Here is a 16,480-nt window from a genome sequence, read left to right as displayed (position 1 = left end):
CACCCCCTCCATGGTTAGTAGAATAGTAACTAGTTGGAGGGGGAAACCCTTCGACCTCTTGGAACGCGAAAGGAACCAACCCTCCATGACCGAGACGCAGCACGACCCCCTCGCCGTCCTCCAGGTCGCCACCGAGCACGACATCTCGGAGGAGCAGGCATCAACTGCGATGACCTGGGCCGGGCACATGCTGATCCACGCGTGGCGCGAGTACGCACGCTTTTGGGGACAGAGCCTCGAAGACAGCGCAGCCATGGAGCGTTGGGGTGCCCTGATCAGCACCGAGGAGCGCCGATCTGTCCTGGAGGACGCGATAGAGGCGGTCAAGGGCGCCGACCAGGTGCTCGACACGATCTACCGCGAACAGGACGCACATCTGCTGCACCGCAGGCGCGCGCTGCGCACCAACCGCCCGCGCGTACGTATCCGCTGACTCGGACCACCCTCGGCCCGCTCCTCACCGGGGCGGGCCGCGCCATGCCGTGACCTCAACTGAACGGAAGGAGCCTCCTTATGGGCGCTCTCGACTTCTACACCACCGCCGCCGGACCCGACCTGCAGACGGCGTTCAACACTGCTCACGAGCATGCCGAGTGGGAGTACGGGACCTCCGGCTTCACCGGCACCATCGCCGAGAAGGACGAGGTGGTGCTGCTCGACGAGCCGAAGCGCAGCGAGCAGGACGCCGAAGCGCGCGCGAAGGAGTTGCTCGACGGCGATGATCCGCGGATCAGCCGCAAATACGGGCCCGCCGGCGCACTCAAAGTCACCACGAACGACGGCGAGGACGGCTGGCTGCTCTTCGGCGTGGCCGCCCACTGATGCCCGCCGCGGGGCGCGCCGAGGCGCAGCCCCGGCCAGCACCGCCGCCTATCCGTATCCCCGAAAGACGATGACCACCGTGCTCGACAAGCACCTGCCGCTTGAGGCGGCCGCCGAGATCATCAGCAGCCTCGGCCTCAACAGCGCCCAAACTCGCCGGGCCAATCGCACGATGCAGCGCATCGTCTACCGCGCTTGGACCCGGCGCAGCCGGACCAAACAGGCTGTGGCGTTCGAGGAGTTCGCCGATGCGGTTCCCGAGTGTCACTGGTCGTTGATGTTCGAAGTGTGCGGGCTGGTCCTGCTCGGCCGCGATGCGGAGGCCTGCACGCTGATCGCCGCGGCCCGCCATCTTGAAGCCGCGCGCTCCGCAGGGGGCGCGACGTGATCCTCACTCCACGAGAGATCGGCCGCATCGGACTGCGCGATCGCAGCCGCAGCGACGACTTTCCCACCCGGCGGGACGTGCAACGAGCCCGCCGCGCCTTCAAGCGCCGTGGCAAGCAGCAGGTTCGCGCTGAGATCAGCGCCTGCCACGGTCATCGACCGTAAGGGCCCCTGGCCGGACGGCTCGTGGGAGTACCAGGTGCGCGCGGCCTGCAACTTCTCGCGCCGGCCCGGCCCCGACAATCCCGAATCCCGCACCACGTGGTGGCCGTCCTGGGCCACCACGCCGTCACCGACGAACGAGGAACCCGTGAACGACAACATCAGCAACAGCGAGAGCGAGGACGGCGAGCAGGAGATCCTCTCGCTCCATCGCCTCCTTGCCCGGGCTATCACCGCTGTGGACAACAACATGGAGGAGGCCTTCGTCGTCTTCGGCCTGCCCAGCCTGTGGTCTCTGACCCGCCCGGAAGTACGACGGCAGGTGCTCCTCCTAGCCGCCTGGGAGGCCCGCTCCGCCACAGCGGCCGAGCTCGAATCTCCTTCGTCCGCAGGCCAGTACGCGTGGGCGTTCACCCAGTACGCGTCCTCGTGGGCCGAGCAGCACCCGGACGGGAACGCGAACGCGTTCTGCGCCGGCCCGCACTCGGCACGCCATGCCGCGTCGTCTCTCGCCTTCGACCGTGACGACTTCTTGGTGTCCCTGGAGACGGCGCTGCTTCTGTGCTCCCGCGCGGCGGCCCCGGAAGAGTCATGAACCCCGGCGGTTACGTGTGGCTGCGCGGTCACGGCAACCAGCCGGTGCGCGACACGCACGGTGAGGCGGTCGCGTTCCGCATCACTGCGTCCAAAGCCCTGGCTGGCCACGGCACTTGGTATCAGCTGCGCACCGCTCACCGCGCGGCGCAGGACATCTTCGGCGGCTGGCACACCGGCCTGGCCCTCATCCCTATCCCCCTGTCCGAACTCAAAGAAGGACCCCGGCAGTGACCATCGAGATCATCCATACACGCAGCGACGGAACCCTCATCGAGGGCAGCGCGAAGGGTGATGGCGTTTACGAAATCGTCCGCCAGCACGGCTTCCGCTACTTCCCCTCCATCGGTCAGCTCGGTATCCGGCAATCCCGCGACCGCGCCGCGAAGACCTGGTACATCAACGCGGCCGCGTCCGCCCTGCGTGAGGCCGGCTTCGAGGTCGATGTGCAGATCGACGAGAGCGACCGGCGTAGCTTCGCCGAAGCCGAGGCGGACCGTGTCGAGCGCGCCGAGGGGCGTGCCGAGCGGTTCAGCGGCTACGCCGACAATGCCGCCACCCGCTCCGAGTCCGCGCACCAGCGCGGCCACCAGATCGCCGACGGCATCCCCATGGGGCAGCCTGTGCTGGTCGGCCACCACTCGGAGCGCCGCGCCCGCCGCGACATCGAGCGCATGGATCACGCGATGCGGACCGGCATCAGCGAAAGTGGCAAGGCTTCTTACTGGTCCGGACGCCAGAAGGCGGCTGAAGGGTACGAGCAGTTCCGCAAGGCGCCGAGGCGGACGCTGCGCCGCATCGAGAAGCTGCAAGCCGACCTGCGGCGCGTTCAGAAGTGGCAGCGCGGAGAGTCGGCCGGTGGCTTCCACCGGGACATCGCCAACCCGGACACCGTACTGGAGCTCACGATCCGGCATGAGGAGCTCACCGAGGAAATCGCATACTGGGAAGCGGTCATCGCGGAGGCGGAGAAGAACGGCTTCAAGGTGTGGTCCAAGGCCGACTTCAAGAAGGGCGACTTCGTCCGCCGGGGCTCGACGTGGTTCGAAGTCCTGCGCGTGAACGCCAAGTCGGTGACCATCCCGCACATCCACAACGGCACCGGCGAGAGAGTCGTGCGCGCCTCGGACAACAAGGTCGTCGACTGGACGTGGCTGCTCACCTACGACGAGGTGTTCGGACGTCGCAGTGCCGAGGAGATGGAGACCGCGCTCGCCAAGGCTCACACCTCGTAGCCCCCCCTCTGAGCTGGGCTTTCGCAGTTGACCCCACCCCTGACGTTAGTAGAATAACTACTACAGGGGTGGGGGTGAAAGCCCGCCCCGACGCTCACCACACCCCATTCAGCACAGAAAGACCCGATGTACGACACCCGACTTGTTCCCGCACCCCTTCTCACGCTTGCCCACGACACCGCTACCGCCCTGGGCCGGGAGTGGGAGGTGCTCGGCCTTCTACAGACCGCGATCCTCTCCCATCGCCTGGGGTTCCACTGCAGCCTCGACATCGACAAAGACCAGCTCCGCATCACTGCCTTCGTTCCCACAACCACCGATCCCGAAAGGCCTGTCGAGCCGGTGGTCACCACGACGGCGATGGCACAGGCAGACGGAACGGCAGTCGCAGACATCGTCCGCTCCGCGGTCCTGCCGCACTTCGGCCGCCGGGACGCCATCGAGGCGTTGGCACTGCTGAGCCTGCCGCTTCGCGAGGCGAACATTCCGGCGATCGCCCAGGGCACACGGGAGCGCACCGAGATCAAACTGCAGGCACGCGAAGGCGGCGATCCACTCATCGCGATCGTCATGACCTCACCGCGCCACGGCGCCGTACACGTCGGCCTGGTCCTCGAGCGACTCACTGCTGAGCAGGCCATCCGTTGCGCCCGACCGGCGATGCACGAGCAACTGCCGTACGTCGAAGCCTCTGCGGCCGTCATCGCCTCCGAGGTGCACACCGTGCTCGCCGCGTTTCCCGGACTTCGAGCCACCCCGTCTTTGGCAGGCCCCCGCTTCACGATCATCCAGACCCACGGCAGCAACCTCAAGATCCGCCATGACGCCGCGGCCATCGCCCCGGACGCGCCACTGGCCCTCGCGATCCCGCAGGCCACCGTCGCCACCGCCTACGCCGTACTGCGCGCCTACGCCGCCAACTGATCCACCGCACACCGCGAGGACTACTCCAGCCATGACGCTCCAGCAACAGGTCGCCCATCTCACCGATGCTGTAACGGCCGCCGAGGTCATCGGCGGCTACCTCACCGGGCTCCAACCCACCGTCCGTAACCTGACCTCAGCTGCCAAGGCCTTGGCCCGGATCGACGAGCTCGGCTGGGCCCCACTGGGCGGGTATCCGGGCAGCGACGTCCTATGGCCCGTGCGCTGCCTGGTCTGTGGCTGGGAGGGCACCCGCTTCTACAGCCACCTGCGCCGAGCCCGCCCCGCCAGCCGTCACCCCGGCTGCCTGTCGAAGGCGGACCATCCAGCCGTCCTGGCGAAGCTCGCCGAGCGAGCGCGCAGCACCTGCGAGTGCTCCGTACCTCACGCGATCACGCCCGCCCAGGTTGCGCAGGCCTTCGATGCCGTCGCTCAGGCTCAAGTACGCGGCAATGTCCAGGGTTTGGTGATCGGGCTCGACCAACTCTTGTCCCCCTGCCCGGCGAACGGAGCGCGCGCGGCAGCGGTCGCCGCCCACGTTCAGGCAGCGAACTGCATCAGCGAAAAGGAACGAATCTCCGTGGATCTCTATCTGCCCGGCGACCGGGTGGCCGTCCAGTACTTGTCGAAGAATCACGGCCCCGGCGTGGCCTACAACCGCACCGTCATCGACACCGAGCCCCACGATCGGCACGGACCGCAGGTCTGGGTGCACATGCCTGACGATGCCGTGTACGACAGTCCGCTGCAGTTCTCCGCCAACAGTGACCGCATAGCCCTGATGGAGAGCACTCCCATCGAGGTGCAGAGCCCTGCGCTCCTGGCTGCCAATCTGAGTTGGCACCTGGCTGTGGCGGCCCCGAACTCCATGAAGGCGACATGGCCGCACCCCCGCAGCCACGCCCTGGTCAAGGAGTCGTTCACGGACGCCGAGCGCACTGGACACGCCAGCGTCGCCGCCCAGTACATCCGGCAGTGGCGCCAGCGGGATCCTGTCGGATTCAGTGCCTGGCAGGACTCCTGCACGACGGGTGGGGTATGACGTGGCGGGCTGGATGCGCGGCATGTGGAGCGTCTCCCTGCGGCACCCCGAGCGCGAGGTGGGGACATTCACCTACCTGGTGCCCCACTGGCAGGAACGCACCGAAGGAGCAGCCAGGCTTGCCGCAACTGCCCGGCATACCGATCGAGCTTCGGTGATGCTCGACCCGGTCACCTTGGGCGAGATGGTCATCGGCGAGGTGGCATACCGGGCTGCGGTGCGATCGCAGGAACGGGCCGTGGCCTGGGTCGCCCTCGTGCAGCACGATGCGATCGACGCTCGCGGATGGCACGCTGCCGAGTCCGGTGAGCGCGACGATCTGTGGCGTCAGCAGGTTCGGGAGATGCACGAGCGGTACCGGGAGCGGGTCATCGGTTTCGGCGACTCGCTCGCCGACATCCTGACTTCCTCGGCCGGTGCCGAGGCGGGCTGGGACCTTCAGCCGTACCGCGACGGCCTCGGGCGCATCGTATGGGACGACGTCCGCGCCGACATCCACAAGTCCGGGCTGTCCTACACCTGGCACACGCCCTATGGCGTCGTCTGGATCAACCAGGGCTGACCCGCGCCCCATCCGGCCTGTATGGCCGTCTCCATTTCAGCATCCCGGCCCGCCCCTGCCTGCGGGGGCGGGCCCTCGCACACCCACACCCCTCATCGAAAGCGATCAACTCGTGACGCAACTCGACCTGTTCGCCGCTCTGGAAGAAGAGCCGAAGCCCATCCCGGCTGCCTTCACCGCGCCCAAGGCGCCGCCCGCACCGTCCCGCCCCACGCTCACGGCGGCCGCGACTCCAGCGCGGCCGCATCGAGTGAAGCCTTCGGGTGACCCGCACGGGCACGCCATGCGGGTCGGCGAGGCCGTTGCGGGCGTATGGCACCGGCAGCACGGCGGTCCGCACATCGAGGTGCCCATCGGGATCGTCGCCGCGCTCTCCCTGATCCGGCAGAAGGACGGCAGCGGTCCGGACCTGAAGGCGCAGATCCTCGCCCAGGACCGCACGCAGTTGATCGCGATGTACCGCGAGATCTGGTCGACCCACTGGATGCATCGGCCCGACCTCATCGACCGCGCCCGCATTCTGCACGAGTGGCTGAACGACGAGGAGATCGACGACCACCGCGCCTACCTCGTACGAGCCGTCACCAAAGCGGCCCTGGCCCAAGGCCTGTTCGACCTCACCGGCCACTCGGATCCATACTTGCGCGCGCAGACCGACGTCCTGTCGCCGGTCATGACGCTCGTACGCTCCAGCGGCGCCCAACAAGGTCTCGGTGAGTACCACACGCCGGCCCCGATCGCGGACGCCCTTGCGGCCGGGACCATCGTGGGCATCCCGTTTGCCGTCAAGGAGCCACGGGCCGGAGAACACATCCACGACCCTGCTGCAGGAAGTGGCGGACTCTTGCGGTCAGCGGCGCAGTACCTGCGTGAACACGACTTCGACCCGGCGCAGTTCCAGTGGTCGATGGTCGACATCGACGAGATAGCCGCGGCCTGCGCCGCCGTGAACTCGATCATCTGGAATCTCGGACCGCGCGTGACGGTCGCCTGCGCTGACTCGATCGCGAACCCGAACGCAGTCGAGGAGGCCATGGAGCACGCGCGCGCCGTGTTCGCGCACCGCGACGAGATGCTCGGCAAGGCCCGCATCATTGCCGCTCTCCGCCAGACGGAACACCTGCTGGAGCAGGCCTCGGCCATCGCCGCCTGACCGCTGTCTCGCCGATGCTCGGCGCTTCGAGATCTGCGGCACATACCGTCTGACCTGCATGAACGGAGTTGCACCCCCTCCCGACGTTAGTAGAATAGCCTTACTAGTTGGAGGGAATTCCTTCAGCACCCAAACGAATGGAACGCCCATGACCGACGCTATCCGCGCCCTTCGCATCGACCTCGACGGCAAGGTCCGCGACCTCTACATCGGCACCACGCTCACTGAGCAGTCGAAGGTCATCGCACGTGCTCTGCTCGACTCGGCGGAAGCCGTGCAGTTCATCAGGCGGACGAGCGGGCCCTCCATCGTCGTGCTCGCCGGGGAGCACCGCGACAACAAGCTCCCCAACCTCTACGCCGGTCTTGCCGTTCACGGCCTGGCCGGAAGTCTCGGTCACGAACTCCAGGGCCCGGTCGTCTTCGCCGGATACACGCAGGACGGCGAGCTCGCAGACCTCCCCCAGGACGCGGTCACGGAGATCCGCGAACTGTGCCCGACCAAGCCCGACGGCATACCGGCCATCGTCCACATTCGCTGAACCCGCCTGCGGGACGGACATCGCACCATCTCGCCTCCCGCCATCCTCCCGAAAGGAACCCGACTCCATGAGCGACACCGCGACTCCTCAGCCGATCGCCATCTCTCCGTTCGGCCTGCACCTTCTGGCAGAGGACCTGGCCGGACAACTCGACGCCTGGAACGTGGTGGATGACTTCGAACCCGGCCAGGACTCCTCCGTCTACCTCGCTGCTCCCGATCGCCGCGCAATCGGTCTGCGCCTGCTGTTCAACGGCCGTGCGGTACAGGCATTCGCGATCGGCGCCACTGCCCCCAAAGGTCCGGCCGGCGCTGGCGAAGCGGGCGAGGTGGATCGCGCCCGCCTGCCCAGGGGCGTGCGGTACAGCACCGGCGTCACATTCATCGACGGCGAGACCCCTCTGGAGTCACTCCTCACCGCTGTACGCACCGTGCTGCTGCCTGCATTCGACGGTCACCGGCCGCGCCTGCGCCACGACGGCACCCGCGTCCAGCCTGAGGCTGAACCCGCCCCCTCCTCCAGCGAGAGCCAGCCGGTCGAGCAGGCCCCGGCCAAGACGTCGGGCAAGCCGAAGACCACCAAGGCCAAGTCCCCAGCGCGGCGTCCCGCTTCGGTCAAGGCCAGGAAGCCGAAGGCGAAGAGCGCGCCCTCGGCTCCGGCCGCTGCCTGAGCACGCCTGTGACCACCCGGCGAAGGGCAGCCACGCCCGCTACCCCGCGCCGAGAACCGAAAGACACTCATGAGCATCACGAAGACCACCAAGCTCTCCACGGGCAGTGCCCAGACACCGGCAGCGGTTGAAGCCTTCTCCGGACGCTTCGCCTGGGTCGATCCCCATGACCTGGTCGTCGACCCGTACAACCACCGCAAGAACCGCCGCTCCGAAGACGAGGAGGACACCACTCGGCCCGATGCGGACCTGCAGGCCAGCGTCGACGAACTCGGCGTCCTCACCCCGTTGGTACTGCGCCCGCAGAGCGGCGACGCAGAGGGCAAGCTCGGCATCATCTTCGGACAGCGCCGCAACAACGCCGCCCTAGCCTCAGCGAGGAAGGCCAAGGGCAAGAAACAGCCCTACAAGCTGGTTCCAGCGATCATCCGTGACGACCTCGCCGGAGTCGACGACGCGGCGCTGACGGTGTCGTTCATCGAGAACAAGCACCGCCGCCAGGCCACCGTGCGTGACGACATCGAAGCCGCCGAGCAGCTCGCTCTGATGGACATCAGCAAGACCCGCAGGAACCGGCACGCGCGCGCCATGGGCTTCAAACCTGCCGAGATCGCCGCCGCCCCCAAGGCCGCGAAGCTCACCGACGAAGTCCTCGCGGAGGCCTTGGAGGCCGACTTCAACCTGGTCGAACTGGCCGAGTTCCAGGAAGTCGAGGACATCGACGACGCCCTGTGGACGCTGCAGCAGGCCAAGCGCCGCGACCAGCGCGAAGGGAACACCAAGGGCGGCCACTGGAAGCACGCCCTCACGGAACTGCGCGAAACGAAGGACCTCCAGGCTGCGCAGCAGCAGATCATCGACCAGCTCACGGCCGACGAGATCCCCATCGTCGACTGGCAGTTGAACTGGAGCGGCCGCACCACCCGCCCGCTCACTGATCTGCTCACCGGCAAGCGCGAGCCGATGACGGCAGACCTGCACGAGACCTGCCCCGGGCACGCGGCCTGTATCGACCGGGACAAGGCTGCGGCGATCTGGGTCTGCACCGCCTGGCACCGCCACGGCCACCACCTCACCCGCGAGGCAGCCCAGTCCGAGACACCCTCCACCTCCCGGGAGGAAGAGCAGGCCGCACGCCGGGAGGTCATCGCCAACAACAAGTCGTGGCGCCAGGCCCGCACGGTCCGCCACGAGTTCATCACCGACCTGTGCAGCCAGCCCGAGGCGAGCATGCGGGTGTGGCCACTGATCCTGTCCATGGTCACCGGGACCAGCCACTGGTACGAGCAGTACGTCAGCCGCCACCGGACGGACCTCGTCGCACAGTTCCTGGGCGTTCCAGACCCCAACGAGGGGCGGGGCAAGTGGAGTCGCGTGCCAGCCCCGTTCGCCGAGGTGATCGCCCGCACCAGCCCGGCGCGCGCATGGAGGGTCCTGCTCGCGCACGTGGCGGCCGCGTACGAACTGGAGCACATGGACGACGCCGCATGGCGCAACCTGATCAGCGCCCAGACCGTGGCCTGGCTGACCTTCCTCAAGGAGGAGGGCTACGCACTCAAGGACTTCGAGGCCGAGGTCCTGAAGAAGGGGCTTGCCCAGATGGCCGAGCAGGACGAGGCGGGCACTGACACGAGCGAGCCGGCCGCAGCCTGAACCGCGCGGCGCCCGCAAACCCCACTGCCCCCCTCCTGACCTGCATGGACGTAGTTGACCCCACCCCTATCGTTAGTAGAATAACTATTAGAAGTGAGGGAAACCCGCCCCTCACTGGGGCGGGCAGAGCCCCTGCCCGCCCCACCCCTCACACCGCCCACCAGCACCAAGGACTCCCATGCCCTCAACACAACGTGCCGGTACACCCCCGACCGTCAACGCCTCATGAACGCCTTCATCTACGGCCTATCCGTCTCCGGCATGCCGCACATCGTGCCGCTCCCCACATGGCCTACCGACCCCAACCAACTCGCCCTGGCCCGCTGCGGACGACTCACCCTCAACGAGACCCCCAAACCGTCCCCCGACGAACTGTGCGGCAACTGCCACCGACTCCAGCAAACAGACCACAAGCAGTCCACGCGCGACGCACTCCAGCGAGCCCAGCACCTCCAGCCGGTGCTCGACCAGATCACCGACGAGATCAACCACCGCCGCGCCCGCCTCCACCAAGACCTCGACCAACCGCCCGGCCAGGGCCTGACACCCGCCCACCGCAGCGAACAGTCAGCCGTCATCACCGGCCTGCTCATCGCGCTGGCCATCACCCTCGACTCGCCCGGCAACGAACAGACAGCCAAGGCCTACACCCAACAGCGATCTGCCCGATGGAGCCCCACCCAGCCGACCTGAGCCACGGCCACACCCTCACGCCCACCCACCTGATCACGCACCAACCAAGGACACCTCGTGGACCCCATCATCTGGCTCAGGTCCGAATACAAAGGCCGCGAAGACGAGTTGATAACTCTCTCCGCCGCGGCAAACCTCGCCGGCGTCTCCCGCTCTGCCGTCAGCAACTGGGCCAAGCGACACAAGAGCTTCCCTCCCCTCGCCCTGCTGACCGGCCCACCCACCAAGCAGGTCAAGTGGGTTGTGCGTGAAGAGTTCCTCGACTTCGCCCGCATCCAACTTGAAAAGCCTCGCGGCGGCCACCGAACCCCGCAGACACAGCGCCCCACCCTCACCCTCCGAGTGAACGAAGTCACCCACTACACGCAGCAGGTCAAGCGCCTCACCGAACTCATCGACCGGCACAAGCAAGCCCTGACCGGAGCAGAAGCACGCCTGCGCACCGCCCAGCAGCGGCTCAACAGAGCCCAGGCACGCCTGGACGCCGAACTCGCCGCAGCAAACCAACACTCGACTGACCGACGTCAGCAGTAGCCCCACGCCACATCCGCGCGCACCCACAAGGAGGAGCCATCACCACTGCACCGACCAAGGGCTTCATCGTCACCGTGACTCACCCCCCGACCGTGGCCGCCGCCGCCCTCCAGGCAGGCGACACCTTCGCTCTCCTCGACAACGACAGCGCCCTCATCATCCACGCAAAGCGGCGTCATCTTCAGCCGCTGTGGCTCCTCGACCTCGAAGGCCACGACTCGCCGATCACGCTTCGCGACGACGAACCGATACGCCCGCTGCGCATGCTGCGCGCCTTCGACCTCACCTGCCAACTCTGCGCCCGCACCAGCCGACGCGTCCTCGACCTTCCCGTCCACGGCATCCCACACACCTGGGTCTGCGACCAGCACTAGCCGCACGACGGCCCCGTCAGCCAGCCAACTCCCCCCCGCCTCAAGGACCCACGACCATGCCCGCCAGCGACCGCACCATACGCGTCGGCACCATCGACGTCACCGTTCGCACCAGCAGCAGAGCCACGCTGGCCGTCACCGTCACCAAGAGCGGCAGCATCATCGTCCGCGGCCCGCGCTCCACCACCGACACGGACGCCGCTGCCCTCGTCGAGCGACGACGCTCGTGGATCTACCGCCAGCTCACACACCTCGCCGAGACCGCACCCGACAACCCCCTCAAGGAACTCGCCCCTGGCGCAGGATTCGAGGTTCTCGGCCGACCGCACCGTCTGCGAATCGTCCCCGACGACGACCAGGTCGAGCCGCTCGTCCAGCGGGCGCGGACCTCGACCGGCGACTGGCTCCACCTTCGACGCAGCAGAATCCTGAACGTGGATGAAGCGCGCCAAACCATCATCAATTTCTATGCCAAAGCGGGTTGCAAATGGCTGAAAATCAACCGGCCGCAGATCGCCCCATACGGATCAAATTCCCGCTTTCCGGTCACCTTCTCCACTCGCATGCGCACCAACTGGACCCTCAACCATCCAACTCACGGCCTCACCCTGCACTGGGCCACAGCCCAACTCCCGCCCACACTCCTCCAGGAACTCATCCACCGCGCCCTGGGCCTCCACACCATCGCCAGCAGCCGTGACCTCAACGACGCCCTCCGCACGCTGTGGCTCGGCCGACTCGCCATCCCCACCATTGACCCGCGAATCCAACTCAACCCGACACCCACAGACCGCTGCCCCGACTGCGCCACCCCACCGGGCACACTCCACGCCGACCGATGCGACATCGCGCGCTGCGCCATCACGGGCTTCCAGCGCGCCCACTGCCATCCGGGCAGCACCTGCAACACCGTCTGGGACGGCCACATGCCCGGCGAAGCCGAATGCACCGAGTACGGCTTCTACTGCCGCCCCACCCCCGACGGCTACGAACCGTGCAACGCCGACGACCCAGGCGCCATGCACGACTTCAACCGGCTCTACCGCGAATGCCGCTGGAACCCCTCGACCCAGCGCATGTCCCTGCCCTCGCCCCGCGACAAGGAACAACCCTCCCAGTGATCACAACCAAGATTCCCCGCACGACCGCCACACGGCCCGGCCTGGGCGACGACTGGCTAGCCATATGGGAAGTGACCTTCTACGAGGCCAACCCCGAAGGCGCCGGACACCAACACAACGGCCGCTGCTGGACCACCGAGGTCGAAGCGCACCCACTCACCTCGAACCGGACGGTCGGCCACCAGGTGTGGCTCTACCTCAACCGCGAACGCCCCGACATCCCCGAAGTGGACCTTCTAAGCGGCCACGTCCGATTCGTCGGCTACGCCACCGGCGAGCCAGCCAGGGACGGCAAGACCCCACGCGCTCACGGGGTGCGCTGCATCGACTGCGGCTCACATCAGGTCGCATTCACGGTGCGCGCCTGGGCGAACTGCCAAGCCTGCGGGAAAGGCCAGACACAAAGCGAAGCAATGCTGTGCTCGGATCACTGCGACGGCTGCCGTGAACAGAGTCGAGCGAACCCCTGACGGGATCAAGGCGGCCGGGGCGACCAAGGGCACGGCCGACCCGACGCCAGGTCGGGAAAGAGCAGTGGCCTCCTCGCCCAACAAGGGCGAGGAGACCTGCGCCCGCTTTCCCCCATCAGCCGCGGTTAGTAGAATAGGTCCACCAGAGTGGCCTGTCACCACCACCCTCTACCCTGGCCAACAGGAAAGCCCAAGCACGGCGCCGCAACACCCCCAACCCCATGGAGCACCCCGTGACCACCCCCGACGCCCGCGCCGCCGGCCTCTTCCTAGGCGCCTTCAACATCGCCTTCGAAGACGACGAGCGCATGACGATCTCCGTCCATACCACTGGCGGCACCGTCTCCGTCGAGGGGCACCTCTCCGACGACTACCTCATGACCTTCCCAGTCGAGGACGTCTCTTTCCTTCTCGACCGCCTCGCCGATCTGCTCTCCAAAGACAAACCGCAAGGCTCCCTCACGGTCACCGTGCCCCACCTGGGGAGCCACTCCGCCCCCGTCGACGCCTGGGCATGGAACCTCACCTCCGACAGCGGCACAGAACCACTCACCCCCGAACTGGCAGCCACTCTGCTTCCCTCAAGCGCCAACTTCCCCCATGAGAACGCTGATCTCGGCAACGGCTCCTTCCCCAACCCGCCCGCCGCGTCGATGGACAGCACGACCCTGACGGAACTGCGTCGCCGCGGCCTCACCATCGAGGACCTGACCAGCGGAAGCCTCGACGCAACGGCCCCCAAGAAGGCCGTCGAAGAAGCACCGCAAAGCCGGGCCGCTCACCTGCAGATCACGGTGACGTCCCACAACTGCACAGGCCCCAACGCTCGATGCAAGCGCGAGACTGCAGCGGGGCGCCCTGTGCACGTGATCCCCCGCCTCGACTCCGGGAACCTCGTCATGCCCAGCTACCACTTCACCAGCGAAGAAGAGGGCCGCCAGGCCATCACGCAGGCGTACGAGAGCGCCCCGACCATCACCACCGACGCCGAACTGTACGAGGCGCGAGAGCAGGGAATTCCCCACAAGCTCCCAGCAGAGTGGATCGACCCCAGCCGACGCTAGCCGTGACGTTCGGCGCTGCAGCACAAGGGAGCAGGCACTGGGCGTGGGCGTCACCTCGGGGTGTGACAAGTCCGCGAACCCGGAGCGGTAGTCACTCAAATTCTTCGAGGGCCACGACCTGCATCGACGTCTCCGCCCACCCCGCGGTGCGAATCACACCTGGTCCCAGGGGGCGTCCGGGGGACAGGCGGGGGACAGAAGGACGCAGACGAGTAGGGAAAGACAGGGTAAGCGGGGGCAAGATCGGGCGGCGGGTCGGGGCCGTGATCCTGCACTCGACATAACCTCTGACCTGCGGCGATGCCCCCTGACCTGCTCGAATGCGCCTATTCGGAGGTCGTGATCAAGACCGTTTCGGGTCGTGCTCCTAAAGCGGGTGTCGCAGGTTCGAATCCTGCCGGGGGCACCAGGTCAGAACGGCAAAGGCCCAGGTCACGGAGCAAGTCTCCGGTCCTGGGCCTTAGTTGTGTGCACTCTGACTACCGCTCTAAACAGCCTCGCTACAGGCTGACTACCGAAGATCATCGTCCAAATATCGCCCAAACGATCATCGACTTTGCGCAGGTCGGCCCCACGGCAGACCGCCCCCGCGCTCCGCGCGAGCGGGCCACGGGGGCAGCCCCGAGTGTCGGGCCGTCACAGAGGGGGGCACCACGGTGGGACGGCCCGACACGTTCATGGGTCACACACGTCTCATGTGTAACAGAGGGGCACGTTTGGGTCATTCACCCAAAAGCGTGAACGCACGTTCGATTCCCCGGACGGTACCTCTACCTCGGCGGCATATGCCACCACGCCCACTACTTCCACACAGAACGGCCCCGACCGGATCGGGGCTCCGGCCGGGGCCTGCCCGGCATCCACCAGGCACAGGCGGCCGCCCTTGAGACAGTCGGAGCGGGCGGCCACCCTCTCGCCCGCCGCACGGCATCACCAAGCTGGCGGCGGGGAGTCTGGTTATCCCTCTTGGAGTGGCTCGGCGAGCGGGCGAGCAGGCGCCGACACCCGGCGGGCATCGGCCCGTGCTGCCCGCAGCGCTTCGCTCTCCTCAGCCGCCACGTTCTGGCAGTGGCACGGGCACCAGTCCTCAGGCGCCCCCACAACGAGGCGGTTGCCGTCGATGCTCACCGCGGTCGACAGCTCGCAGTCGTGCGGTTCGTCGAGCTGTCCCATCAGCAGCACGCGCAGGCACGGCGCGCACGGTACGGGCAGCACTTCGGGGCGGGGCTGGGCAACCGCCGGCGGGCCCGCTGAGTTGGTCATGGCTCTCCACTCGGTGAACAGGGGGTAGGCGGCCGCTCCCGTGCTCAGATCAGAGCGGCCGCCCTCCTTCCCGCGACCGGCCCGGCGACAGGGGTGGCCGCGGAGTCTCGGCGTGCTGCTCGCCATATGTGGCGCTTCCGGGCTCCCTTCTGGCAGGGCGCTTCGCGGCGGCATCGGTGGCAGCCCCAGAGGTGCTGGAGGTAGCGGCCGTAGGCCTGCTCGACGGCACGGTTGGAGGCGGGCAGAGGCTGCGTGCTCATTGCTCGTCCTCGCCCGACAGGCTGCGGCCGATAGCGATCAGCGCGGCGACGGACTTGGGCGCGCACAGATCATCGGCGAAGCGCGGCGGCACAATCCAGTAGATGCCGGGCGCCTCCCGGCGGGAGGCGGCCGGGACACCCAAGTACGTGCCCGCCCCCAGGAGCGGGGCCACGTTGTTGTACGCCCACCGCTCCTTGGGCGTGGGCTCGATCAAGGCGTAGTAGTACTGGCCGAAGTGGTCGCGGATCAGCGGGCCGTTGAGTAGGTCGGCCAGAGGCGCGGCCATCGCCTCCATGTCGTCGGACGCGAATGCCCCGTGCACGAGCGCGGTGGGTAGGCGGATGGCGCAGAACCGCTCGCCGAGCGGAAGTAACGCCACCTTCTGATCCGTCCACTCGCGGTGCGCCTGTTCGGGGGCGACCTGTGCGCGCGCCAGCCAATCGAACGCGGCTCTTTCTGCCACCTGGTTCATCCGAATGCCTCCGCGGGCAGTCGAGGGCCGCCGCCGGGGCCGAGTACGGCAGCGAGGTATACGGGATCGATGACGCGGCCGGATCCGTCCGGTGCCTCCAGCCAGACTCGGCCGGCGGCAGCGCGGTGCGTGGGCGGGCAGTGCAGCGGCCAGCCGTGGGGGCGCAGGGTGATGAGCCGGACGTCCGCCAGCTGCTCGGCGGCGTCGAGGGGGACCAGCCACCATGCGGTGTCGAGTCCGAAGTCCATGAGGAGGGGACCCCTCTCGCGGGTAGGCAGGCGTCGTACGGCTTGGAGAGCGGTCACGAGCTGCGTTTCGGCAGCCAGCCACTGCGTGCAATGGATCGGCGCGAGCCCGCCCATCTCCCAGACCTCGTGCGCGAGTTGAGGGCGCCGGGCGCAGTTCGCGAGCCAGGTGTCACCCGGCTCGGGCTCCGCGGCTTTCCTAGTGCTTGCGGCCATGACCAGGACGTTAGGGGGGTGC

General features: G+C 67.6%; 22 protein-coding genes. 19 read left to right on the top strand and 3 right to left on the bottom strand.

Translation table 11 applies throughout. From position 1 onward, the window contains the following. Positions 1-85: 85 nt before the first annotated feature. The 19 genes from OG453_RS07030 (at position 86) to OG453_RS06940 (ending at position 14,001) form a co-directional block, all read left to right on the top strand. A complete protein-coding gene (locus tag OG453_RS07030) occupies positions 86-433 on the top strand; it encodes a hypothetical protein (protein WP_266865585.1) in 348 nt (115 codons plus the stop codon). 80 nt (positions 434-513) lie between these two features. Further along, positions 514-822: a hypothetical protein gene (locus OG453_RS07025; protein ID WP_266865583.1), complete on the top strand. Its 309-nt coding sequence runs from the start codon at positions 514-516 to the stop codon at positions 820-822. Between the two features lie 70 nt (positions 823-892). Then, a complete protein-coding gene (locus OG453_RS07020; RefSeq protein ID WP_266865581.1) occupies positions 893-1,210 on the top strand; it encodes a hypothetical protein in 318 nt (105 codons plus the stop codon). Positions 1,211-1,318: 108 nt separating this feature from the next. Next, on the top strand, positions 1,319-1,966 hold the full coding sequence (locus OG453_RS07015) for a hypothetical protein (RefSeq protein ID WP_266865579.1): 648 nt from the start codon (positions 1,319-1,321) through the stop codon (positions 1,964-1,966). Beyond that, entirely contained in the window at positions 1,963-2,199 is a 237-nt protein-coding gene (locus OG453_RS07010) for a hypothetical protein (protein WP_266865577.1), read from the top strand. The genes OG453_RS07015 and OG453_RS07010 overlap by 4 nt, the downstream gene beginning before the upstream one ends. After that, positions 2,196-3,200: a DUF3560 domain-containing protein gene (locus OG453_RS07005; RefSeq protein WP_266865575.1), complete on the top strand. Its 1,005-nt coding sequence runs from the start codon at positions 2,196-2,198 to the stop codon at positions 3,198-3,200. The genes OG453_RS07010 and OG453_RS07005 overlap by 4 nt, the downstream gene beginning before the upstream one ends. Positions 3,201-3,326: 126 nt before the next feature. After that, positions 3,327-4,124, top strand: coding sequence for a hypothetical protein (locus OG453_RS07000; RefSeq protein ID WP_266865574.1), 798 nt, complete (start codon positions 3,327-3,329; stop codon positions 4,122-4,124). A gap of 31 nt (positions 4,125-4,155) precedes the next feature. Then, positions 4,156-5,166, top strand: a complete 1,011-nt coding sequence (locus OG453_RS06995) for a hypothetical protein (protein ID WP_266865572.1) — start codon at positions 4,156-4,158, stop codon at positions 5,164-5,166. 1 nt (position 5,167) lies between these two features. Continuing rightward, entirely contained in the window at positions 5,168-5,728 is a 561-nt protein-coding gene (locus tag OG453_RS06990; protein ID WP_266865570.1) for a hypothetical protein, read from the top strand. 112 nt (positions 5,729-5,840) lie between these two features. After that, a complete protein-coding gene (locus OG453_RS06985) occupies positions 5,841-6,881 on the top strand; it encodes an N-6 DNA methylase (RefSeq protein ID WP_266865568.1) in 1,041 nt (346 codons plus the stop codon). 148 nt (positions 6,882-7,029) lie between these two features. Beyond that, complete coding sequence (locus tag OG453_RS06980; protein WP_266865566.1) at positions 7,030-7,422, top strand: hypothetical protein; 393 nt, start codon at positions 7,030-7,032, stop codon at positions 7,420-7,422. 67 nt (positions 7,423-7,489) lie between these two features. Next, positions 7,490-8,092 (top strand): hypothetical protein, encoded by a 603-nt coding sequence (locus OG453_RS06975; protein WP_266865564.1) that lies wholly within the window; start codon positions 7,490-7,492, stop codon positions 8,090-8,092. A 69-nt stretch (positions 8,093-8,161) separates the two neighbouring features. Next, a complete protein-coding gene (locus OG453_RS06970; RefSeq protein ID WP_266865562.1) occupies positions 8,162-9,745 on the top strand; it encodes a ParB N-terminal domain-containing protein in 1,584 nt (527 codons plus the stop codon). A 225-nt stretch (positions 9,746-9,970) separates the two neighbouring features. After that, positions 9,971-10,438, top strand: a complete 468-nt coding sequence (locus OG453_RS06965) for a hypothetical protein (protein ID WP_266865561.1) — start codon at positions 9,971-9,973, stop codon at positions 10,436-10,438. 57 nt (positions 10,439-10,495) lie between these two features. Beyond that, on the top strand, positions 10,496-10,972 hold the full coding sequence (locus tag OG453_RS06960; RefSeq protein WP_266865559.1) for a hypothetical protein: 477 nt from the start codon (positions 10,496-10,498) through the stop codon (positions 10,970-10,972). 74 nt (positions 10,973-11,046) lie between these two features. Then, entirely contained in the window at positions 11,047-11,346 is a 300-nt protein-coding gene (locus OG453_RS06955) for a hypothetical protein (protein WP_266865557.1), read from the top strand. A gap of 56 nt (positions 11,347-11,402) precedes the next feature. Further along, positions 11,403-12,467, top strand: coding sequence for a YgjP-like metallopeptidase domain-containing protein (locus OG453_RS06950; protein WP_266865555.1), 1,065 nt, complete (start codon positions 11,403-11,405; stop codon positions 12,465-12,467). Further along, on the top strand, positions 12,464-12,937 hold the full coding sequence (locus OG453_RS06945) for a hypothetical protein (protein WP_266865553.1): 474 nt from the start codon (positions 12,464-12,466) through the stop codon (positions 12,935-12,937). The genes OG453_RS06950 and OG453_RS06945 overlap by 4 nt, the downstream gene beginning before the upstream one ends. A gap of 233 nt (positions 12,938-13,170) precedes the next feature. Continuing rightward, complete coding sequence (locus tag OG453_RS06940; protein ID WP_266865551.1) at positions 13,171-14,001, top strand: hypothetical protein; 831 nt, start codon at positions 13,171-13,173, stop codon at positions 13,999-14,001. 957 nt (positions 14,002-14,958) lie between these two features. Here the strand turns inward: OG453_RS06940 and OG453_RS06935 are convergent. The 3 genes from OG453_RS06935 to OG453_RS06925 form a co-directional block, all read right to left on the bottom strand. Next, complete coding sequence (locus OG453_RS06935; protein ID WP_266865549.1) at positions 14,959-15,264, bottom strand: hypothetical protein; 306 nt, start codon at positions 15,262-15,264, stop codon at positions 14,959-14,961. 256 nt (positions 15,265-15,520) lie between these two features. Beyond that, positions 15,521-15,997, bottom strand: coding sequence for a hypothetical protein (locus tag OG453_RS06930; protein WP_266865548.1), 477 nt, complete (start codon positions 15,995-15,997; stop codon positions 15,521-15,523). Next, a complete protein-coding gene (locus tag OG453_RS06925) occupies positions 15,994-16,458 on the bottom strand; it encodes a hypothetical protein (RefSeq protein ID WP_266865546.1) in 465 nt (154 codons plus the stop codon). Before OG453_RS06925 ends, OG453_RS06930 begins: the two co-directional genes overlap by 4 nt. Between the last annotated feature and the right edge of the window lie 22 nt (positions 16,459-16,480).

Source organism: Streptomyces sp. NBC_01381 (assembly GCF_026340305.1).
Lineage (GTDB): Bacteria > Actinomycetota > Actinomycetes > Streptomycetales > Streptomycetaceae > Streptomyces.
Note: the sequence above shows the minus strand (reverse complement) of the source record. Positions and strands in the feature narration are given on the sequence as shown.